This window comes from Campylobacter sp. TTU-622 (assembly GCF_016598965.1).
GTDB lineage: Bacteria > Campylobacterota > Campylobacteria > Campylobacterales > Campylobacteraceae > Campylobacter_D.
Genome location: NZ_JAENKR010000056.1, coordinates 1 through 8140, shown reverse-complemented (window position 1 = coordinate 8140; position 8140 = coordinate 1). Strand labels below are relative to the sequence as shown.

Sequence of the window (8140 nt, the reverse complement as noted above, 5' to 3'; positions counted from 1 at the left end):
AGTGTAGGACTTAATGCTGATAAACAACACGATCACATTAAAGATACTTGTATCCCTACTTTTATCTTTTATAATGGAACTTTATTATTTATTGGAAGCGTGATAGCATTATTTTAGGAATTTTAATGCTTTTAATTAAAAGCATTAATTATTTTCTTCCTTATATAAACAATGCTCAAATATAAATTTATGATCATCTGGCAAAGCTTTAAATAAAGCATTAGCCAAATTTCTTATCTCCCAAAGAGCTGATTTTGAACTTCTAAGAGTGATAAAATTTTGCAAGCTTCTTGCATTGATACTTAAAGTAAGCTCTGTTTTATAGCTTTCTGGTAGGCAATATTTAGCAATATCTAAGCTAATACTCTTTTGCAAAATAAGACGTAAATTTTCTAAAGCCTTTATACTAGCATTATCTACCTCTTCGTTGCCACAAAGTACGAGATAACGACTTGCATTTTCAAAATCTCCTATTTTAAATTCATCTTCATTTCTAAGTTCTTTTAAAGTATAGCGTGTGCTTTTCACACTAGGACTAGTATGACGATGGCGTGCAACCTCTTGCAAACAAGCTCTAGAAATCCCTTGTATATAAAAAGTATAGTTTAAATGCTCTAAAGTAGAAGAATGTTTAAATTGATTGCCTACACGATCGATTAATTCTTTATCTTTTTCTCCTCCACAATCACCTTTTTCAAAACTTTGCCAACAGGTTCTAGTGGCATGAGAGCACACAAAAAGTGGGGTATGATGAAGTAAAGTAATTTGCATAAAAACTCCTTATTTTTTGGAATTTTAACATATATTATCTTTTATTTTTACAATTTTATTTTCAAAACCTCTTTTTATAAGTTCATTCTCTAATGCAAAAATACATTTTAAAAAACTTTGTTTTTGAAGACTTAATAAACCCTCAACCAATCTAAAATACTCCATATATTCTCTAATAAAAAGTAAATTTTTACTCAAAAGTTCTTCTTCATTTTTAACATTTATCACAGAAATTTTAGCCAAACTAAGTTCAAGTTGAAAAGAACTAGGTTGTAAAAGCTCTAAAAGATCTTTAAAATTAAATAATTCTTGTTTTAAATTTTCTAAATCTTTGATTATCTTTTTTGCACATTCTAAATCAACATTATTTTGTTCTATGTGATTTATCTTTTGATTGATTTTATCAATAAATTTTTTACAATTTTTTATACTTTTTATAATTTTTACAAAAGCTTTCAATAAAAACTCACTTTGTTTAGCAAAACTTAATACACCCAAAGGCAAATAAGGTTTTTTTGCATCTTTTAAAAGCTCTTTAATACATAAAGCAAAAGGTTTTTCTATGCTTCCTTCTATCCTTAATCCACCCTCAGTAGCATTATAAACTTCTATACCATAACTTTTTGCTTCATTGATCATTTGTTCTAAAACTTGCTTAAAATAAACCCACGCCTCTTGGGTTTTAGCCTGTGTTTTTCCACCATAAGCTAAGGCTTTTAAACCGCAATAATAACCACTTTCATATTTTGCAGAATGTTTATAATCTTTTGGATGAGAATCCCCTTCATCATTAAAAGCTAAATCTTGACCTATAAAAATAATATTTTTAAAAGCTAAATTTAAAGCTATCACAAAAGATAAATGCGCCACACTAACAGAATAAAAAGCATAAGAAAAAGGTTTTAAATCAAGATAAAAAGCAAAAAGATAATCTCTTGGTATAAGCATAAATGAACGATTATTTTTTTCTAAAAATTCACAAGCCTTAGGAGATACTACTCCTGCTAAAATAAAAGTTATATCTTTATCAAATTCTTTAAAATCATTGTTAAAAAATTCAGCTGTAAAATCAGTTCTTTCTACCATACAAACATAATCAGGCTTAATACCCTCTTTAGCCAAAATAGGATAAGCACTATCAGCACAAAAAATTACAGCTTTTTTGGCATTTTCTTTAAGCAAAGGAAGTTGTTTTGTTAAACTAGGTCCGGTTGATACTATAATAGCATTTTCAAAAAACTTAAAACGTTCTTTGGTGAGATTTTTAAAACTAGGATGTGTGATCATTTTAGGCAAATTAATTATAAAATTTTCTAAACCCATTAAAACATCTTTTGGATCATTTCCATTGGTTAAAATCTCTTTTTTCAAATAAGACATTATAGTTTCATTGACTTTTAAAATATCTTCTTGAAATTTAAAATAATACGCGCTCATTAATTCTAAATGATAAACCTTTGCATATCTTATAAAAATAGGAATAGAATAAAAATTAGCATAATCATTTGCACTCATTTTATTAGTATAAAAAATGATTAATCTTTGCTCTTTTAAAAAATTTGAAAAATCAAATAAATGAAATGCTATATAAAGAATTTCTAATTCTTTTTCAAAAACGATAATATGCTTATGATTTAAATTTTGAAGCAAAGCTTGGAGCAAAACCCCATTTCCAAAACCATAAAAATAAAGTATAGGATAAAGTGCAAAATGATTTTGATATTTTAAAAGCTTTTCATTAATTTCGCTTAAAACATTTTTATAAAGACTCTCACCCCCCCCCCATAAGGTTGATATCTAAATTATGCTCTCCTAAAACAATTTTAAATTTAGAAACTTTAAGCTGGTTTAAATCTTGTTTTAAAATAGGATTTTGCAAAGCTTTTAGATTTTTATTAAAAAGGGCTTTTTGGGTATTTGTAAATTTCATATTTTACCTTAAAAAATTATAAATTCTTACACAAAATTACTTTATAAATAATAAAACAAAAAGTTTTTTTGGGTTATAATAAAACAAAAAATTAAGGTAAATGAATGAAGCTAAAACAAACAAAATATATCTTTGTAACAGGGGGAGTTCTTAGCTCTTTAGGCAAGGGTATAGCCGCAGCATCCATTGGAACACTCTTAAAAAATTCAGGACTTAATATAGGAATTTTAAAAGCTGATCCTTATATCAATGTAGATCCTGGAACAATGAGTCCTTTTGAACACGGAGAGGTTTTTGTCACAGATGATGGAGCTGAAACCGATCTTGATTTAGGACATTATGAGCGTTTTTTAGATGAAAGTTTGTCTCAAAGTAATAATTTTACAACAGGACGTGTTTATCAAAGCGTGATAGAAAAAGAAAGACGCGGGGAATATCTTGGAAAAACTATACAAGTAATTCCTCATATAGTAGATGAAATCAAAGATAGAATAAAAAATGCAGGGAAAAATAAAGATATACTCATTGTAGAGATCGGAGGAACCGTTGGAGATATAGAGGGATTGCCTTTTTTAGAAGCCATACGCGCATTAAAGCTTGAAGTAGGCAAAAATAATGCTATGAATATTCATCTTACTCTTGTGCCTTTTATCAAAGCTTCTGGAGAACTTAAAACAAAACCTACTCAGCATAGCGTGGGAGAATTGCGTCGTATAGGTATAAGTCCTGATATGATTATTTGCCGTAGTGAAAAACCTCTTGATAAAGATTTAAAAAATAAAATAGCTATTTCTTGTGGAGTTGAAAAAAATTGCGTTATAGAAAGCATTGATGCTACAAGCATTTATCAAATCCCACTTAATTTTTTAAAACAAGATATTTTAAGTGCTATTGCAAACATTTTAGATCTTAAAAATTTAAAACCTGATATGGAAAATTGGAATAATCTTGTTAAAAGAGTGATTGCTCCAAGTAATGAAGTAAAAATTGCTTTTGTTGGAAAATACATTGATCTTAAAGAAAGCTATAAAAGTTTAACAGAAGCACTAATTCACGCTGGAGCAGCACTTGATACTAAGGTTAATATCAAATGGATAGATAGTGAGAAATTGCAAAATTTAGATTCTTTAGAAGATTTAAAAGATGTAAATGGAATTTTAGTCGCTGGTGGATTTGGTTATAGAGGGGTTGAAGGCAAAATAAAAGCAATAAATTACGCAAGAGAACATAATATCCCTTTTTTAGGAATTTGTCTTGGAATGCAACTAGCCCTAATTGAATTTGCAAGAAATGTTTTAAAATTACAAGATGCTAATTCAAGCGAATTTGATGAAAAATGTCAAAATCCTATTGTTTATTTGATCGATAAATTTATTGATTCTAATGGAACCAAACAAATTAGAACAAGCAAAACTCCATTAGGCGGAACTATGCGTCTTGGTTCTTATGAATGTGAGATAAAAAAAGATAGCTTATTAAGCAAAATTTACAATAATGCTAAATCAGTCAAAGAAAGACATAGACATCGTTATGAAGCTAATCCAAAATATAAAAAAATGTATGAGGATAAAGGACTTATTATATGTGGTGAAAACAAAGGACTTATTGAAGCTATAGAGCTTAAAAATCATCCTTTCTTTTTAGCAGTGCAATTTCATCCTGAATTTACTTCAAGGCTTGAAAATGCAAATCCCGTAATTTGTGGATTTATAAAAGCAGCATTAAGCAATGAATACAATTAATAAAGAAGATATAAAAAGAATTTTAAAACTGCGTTTTGAAAATGATATGCATAAGAAATTATGCGATTTGCCCTTGCCTTCTTGTTTAAAAGATATTTATAAAGGGGCAAATCGTATCAAAGAAGCTATAGAAAAAAATCAAAAAGTTGCTATAGTAGGTGATTATGATGTCGATGGAATTATTTCTTGTGTAATACTATCTGAATTTTTTGATGATCTTGGTTTTGATTATATGGTCAAAATTCCCAATCGTTTTAAAGATGGTTATGGACTTAATGAAGAAATCATTAAAGAATTAGATTGTGATTTAATTATAACCGTTGATAATGGTATAGCTGCTATTGATGCCGCCAAACTTTGTAAAGAAAAAAATATTGATTTAATCATAACCGATCATCACACACCTTTACAAACTCTACCTGATGCCTTTGCTATCATAAATCCAAAACAAAAAGATTGCGAATTCCCTAATATAGAAATTTGTGGCGCACAAGTAGCTTGGTATCTAGTTGCAGCCTTAAAAGAAGTTTGCAAAATAAAATATGATTTATCTAAATTTATAGAACTTCTAGCTATCGCAATTATTGCTGATATGATGGAACTTAGAGATTTAAATCGTGCTCTTGTTAGAAAAGGAATAAAATATATAAACAAATCAAATAGAGCTGCCTTTAAAGCGATAAAACTTTACTATCAAAAAGATAAATTTGGACTTGATAATATAAGTTTTTTAATAGCACCCCTTATCAATAGCGCTGGAAGAATGGATGATGCTAGCATTTCTTATCATTTTTTACATACTAAAAAATTACAAGAAGCGCAAAATTATTTAGAACAAATTGTTAATTTCAATGAAAACAGAAAAGATGAAGAAAAACAGCTTTTTGAAGAATCTCTAAAACAAATTGATGAAAAAGATGCTTGCATCATAGTAGGAGGGGCAAACTGGCACGAAGGGGTGTTAGGGATAGTTGCTAGTCGTCTTGCTAAACATTTTAAAAAACCAGCCTTTGTATTTTCAAAAAATGAAAATAAACTCAAAGGTAGTGCTAGAAGCGTTGGAAAAATAGATATTTTATCTTTAATCACAAAAGTAAATTTCTTGCTTGAAAGCTATGGAGGACACAAAGGTGCAGCTGGATTTAGCCTTGATTTTAAGCATTTAAATGAATTTAGAACTTTAATCTTTGAAGAATGTCTTAAAATTCCCAAAAATGAATTTAATGATGCAGATGAAATTCTAGGAATTTTAGATCCTTTTGAAATTGATTTTGAAATGCTTGAAATTTTAGAATCTTTTGAGCCTTTTGGATATAAAAATCCAAGACCTTTTTTCATTTTAGAAAATTTAAATGTTAAAAATAAAAAACTAATAGGAAAAGAAGAAAAACATTTAAAACTTATATTAAACAAAAACAACAAAACATTGGAAGCTTTATTTTTTAATTTTGACAAAGAACCAAATTTAAATGAAAAAATTACCTTAGTTGGAAGTATTTCAAAGAATGAATACAGAGGTTTAATAGTTCCTCAATTTATCATTAAAGAAATTTTTTAATTTAACTTTTATTTATTATTTGTTAATATAGTCTAATATACTTAACAAATAAGAAAGGAGAGTTAATGAGAAATATTATTTTTATAATAATGTTTTTACTTTTAGGAGTAAGTATGCTAGAAGCAAAACCAAAAATCGTTATACTAGCTACAGGTGGAACTATAGCTGGATCTATAGATAATGAGTTAGAGACAACAGGATATAAAGCAGGGGTATTAGGAATTGAAACTTTAATCAAAGCTGTACCACAAATTAAAGATTTGGCACAAGTTAGTGGGGAACAAATTGCAAATATTGATAGCTCTAATATGGATGATGAAATTTGGCTAAAACTTGCTAAAAAAGCTAATGAACTTCTTAAAAAAGATGTTGATGGCATAGTAATCACCCATGGAACTGATACTATGGAAGAAACTGCTTATTTTTTAAATTTAACTATTAAAAGTGACAAACCTGTAGTTTTAGTAGGCGCTATGCGTCCTGCAAGTGCTATGAGTGCAGATGGTCCTAAAAATCTTTACAATGCTGTGGCTCTAGCTGCAAACAAAGAAGCTAAAAACAAAGGCGTGATGATAGCAATGAATGATAAAATTCAAGGCGCAAGAGATGTGAGTAAAACTCATACTTTAAATGTCGATGCTTTTTCTTCTCCTAACTATGGAAATTTAGGATATATTGTAGATGGAAAAGTATTTTTTTATAATACAAATTTAAAAGAACATACCAAAAAAACTCCTTTTGATGTAAGTAAATTAAATACTTTACCAAAAGTTGATATACTTTATACTTATTCTAATGATGGCAACGCTGTTGCTGCTAAAGCTTTATTTGAAAATGGAACAAAAGGTTTAGTTATAGCAGGAAGTGGTGCTGGAAGCATCCATCAAAATCAAAAAGAAATGTTAAAAGAACTTATGAAACAAGGTTTAAAAGTTGCTATAAGTTCAAGAGTGGCAGCAGGATCTGTTGCTGTAAGTAAAGAAGATAAAGATTTAGGCTTTATTGATACACAAGGTTTAAATCCACAAAAAGCAAGAGTTCTTTTAATGTTAGCTCTTACCAAAACAAACGATATAAATACTATACAAAAATATTTTGAAAAATACTAAAAAATTTAAAGCCTTTTTTAAAGGCTTTAATATTTAATATTATTAAGCTTCAAAAAATCTCTTAATTTTTCGTATTCTCCTCTTTCTAAAAAGCGGTATTTTCCTGCCTTTAAAACTCCTAAATCAAGTGCTCCAAAAGCCACTCTTTTAAGATCCATCACCTCTAAATCAAAATGAGCAAAAAAACGTCTAAGCTCTCTGTTTTTACCTTCATTAATAATAACCCTAAGTTTAGTATAACCTCCACTTGAACCAAAAATTTCATACTCTAAAAAAGGAGCAAAACTCATAGAAGTAATTTTTGTTTTCGCGTGAGCTCCTTTTTTTTCATTTTTAATTTCAAGTCCATTTTGCATAGCTTCTATCACATTTTTACCCACTACGCCTTTAACTTTTAAATAATACTCTCTTTCCAAATCACTATGCATTAAAGAAGAAGCTATCACAGGAGAATCAGTAAGCAAAAGCAAACCTTCGCTAGCAAAATCAAGCCTACCAACACTTAAATAGTTGCGAAATTGCTTTGGTAAAGTATCATAAATGATTTTTCTACCTCTATCATCTTTTTTAGAAACAATTTCACCTTTTTGTTTATGATAGATAATCACACTAAAGCTTGTTCTTTTTTGAAGTTTTTTGCCTTTGATAAAAACCTTATCATCAAATTTTACCTCATCGCTTAAAAGGGCTATTTTGTTATTTATTTTTACTAAACCTTGTTTAATAAGTTCATCTGCCTCACGACGCGAATAATGACTATTGTGTGATATAAATTTGTTGATTCTCATTTTTTACCTTATTTTATTAAAACTTAATCTATAATTTTAACATTTTTATTATTCGCGTTTGCTTTTCGCAATAAAAATCTAAAAAATTAGTAAAAAAATCATTTATTGAATATTAAATATGAAAATATAAAAAACTAACTTATTTGATAAATTACATCTTTTCTTAAATAATAATATAGCCAAAAGTTAAAGAATTGTATTTTGACGTATTAATAAAATTGCAATATGAACTATATTATTTC

At 28.2% G+C, this 8140-nt stretch carries 8 protein-coding genes; 4 read left to right on the top strand and 4 right to left on the bottom strand.

What is annotated here, in order from left to right:
- The coding region (locus tag JG677_RS05860; protein ID WP_200285651.1) for a Na+/H+ antiporter NhaC family protein at positions 1 to 117 on the top strand (117 nt) is incomplete at its 5' end.
- 27 nt (positions 118 to 144) lie between these two features.
- On the opposite strand, the gene thyX is transcribed toward JG677_RS05860, so the two are convergent.
- The 3 genes from thyX to JG677_RS08845 are packed head-to-tail and all read right to left on the bottom strand — an operon-like array spanning position 145 to position 2701.
- Positions 145 to 771, bottom strand: a complete 627-nt coding sequence (gene thyX / locus JG677_RS05855; protein ID WP_200169143.1) for an FAD-dependent thymidylate synthase — start codon at positions 769 to 771, stop codon at positions 145 to 147.
- 24 nt (positions 772 to 795) lie between these two features.
- Positions 796 to 2514 (bottom strand): motility associated factor glycosyltransferase family protein, encoded by a 1719-nt coding sequence (locus JG677_RS05850; RefSeq protein WP_325099560.1) that lies wholly within the window; start codon positions 2512 to 2514, stop codon positions 796 to 798.
- A gap of 28 nt (positions 2515 to 2542) precedes the next feature.
- Positions 2543 to 2701: a hypothetical protein gene (locus JG677_RS08845; RefSeq protein ID WP_234126277.1), complete on the bottom strand. Its 159-nt coding sequence runs from the start codon at positions 2699 to 2701 to the stop codon at positions 2543 to 2545.
- A gap of 104 nt (positions 2702 to 2805) precedes the next feature.
- Here JG677_RS08845 and JG677_RS05845 point away from each other — a divergent pair, with 104 nt between their 5' ends.
- From JG677_RS05845 to JG677_RS05835, 3 genes are all read left to right on the top strand, one after another.
- On the top strand, positions 2806 to 4443 hold the full coding sequence (locus tag JG677_RS05845) for a CTP synthase (protein ID WP_200285649.1): 1638 nt from the start codon (positions 2806 to 2808) through the stop codon (positions 4441 to 4443).
- Positions 4430 to 6001, top strand: a complete 1572-nt coding sequence (gene recJ, locus JG677_RS05840; RefSeq protein WP_200285647.1) for a single-stranded-DNA-specific exonuclease RecJ — start codon at positions 4430 to 4432, stop codon at positions 5999 to 6001. Before JG677_RS05845 ends, recJ begins: the two co-directional genes overlap by 14 nt.
- 113 nt (positions 6002 to 6114) lie before the next feature.
- A complete protein-coding gene (locus JG677_RS05835; RefSeq protein WP_200285653.1) occupies positions 6115 to 7110 on the top strand; it encodes a type II asparaginase in 996 nt (331 codons plus the stop codon).
- Positions 7111 to 7136: 26 nt separating this feature from the next.
- On the opposite strand, the gene JG677_RS05830 is transcribed toward JG677_RS05835, so the two are convergent.
- Complete coding sequence (locus JG677_RS05830; protein WP_200285646.1) at positions 7137 to 7898, bottom strand: pseudouridine synthase; 762 nt, start codon at positions 7896 to 7898, stop codon at positions 7137 to 7139.
- Positions 7899 to 8140: the final 242 nt, after the last annotated feature.

Excerpts from the sequence above, each read along its gene's own strand:
- thyX (WP_200169143.1), bottom strand. The coding sequence starts at position 771 with ATGCAAATTACTTTACTTCATCATACCCCACTTTTTGTGTGCTCTCAT.
- JG677_RS08845 (WP_234126277.1), bottom strand. The coding sequence starts at position 2,701 with ATGAAATTTACAAATACCCAAAAAGCCCTTTTTAATAAAAATCTAAAA.
- JG677_RS05845 (WP_200285649.1), top strand. The coding sequence starts at position 2,806 with ATGAAGCTAAAACAAACAAAATATATCTTTGTAACAGGGGGAGTTCTT.
- recJ (WP_200285647.1), top strand. The coding sequence starts at position 4,430 with ATGAATACAATTAATAAAGAAGATATAAAAAGAATTTTAAAACTGCGT.
- JG677_RS05835 (WP_200285653.1), top strand. The coding sequence starts at position 6,115 with ATGCTAGAAGCAAAACCAAAAATCGTTATACTAGCTACAGGTGGAACT.
- JG677_RS05830 (WP_200285646.1), bottom strand. The coding sequence starts at position 7,898 with ATGAGAATCAACAAATTTATATCACACAATAGTCATTATTCGCGTCGT.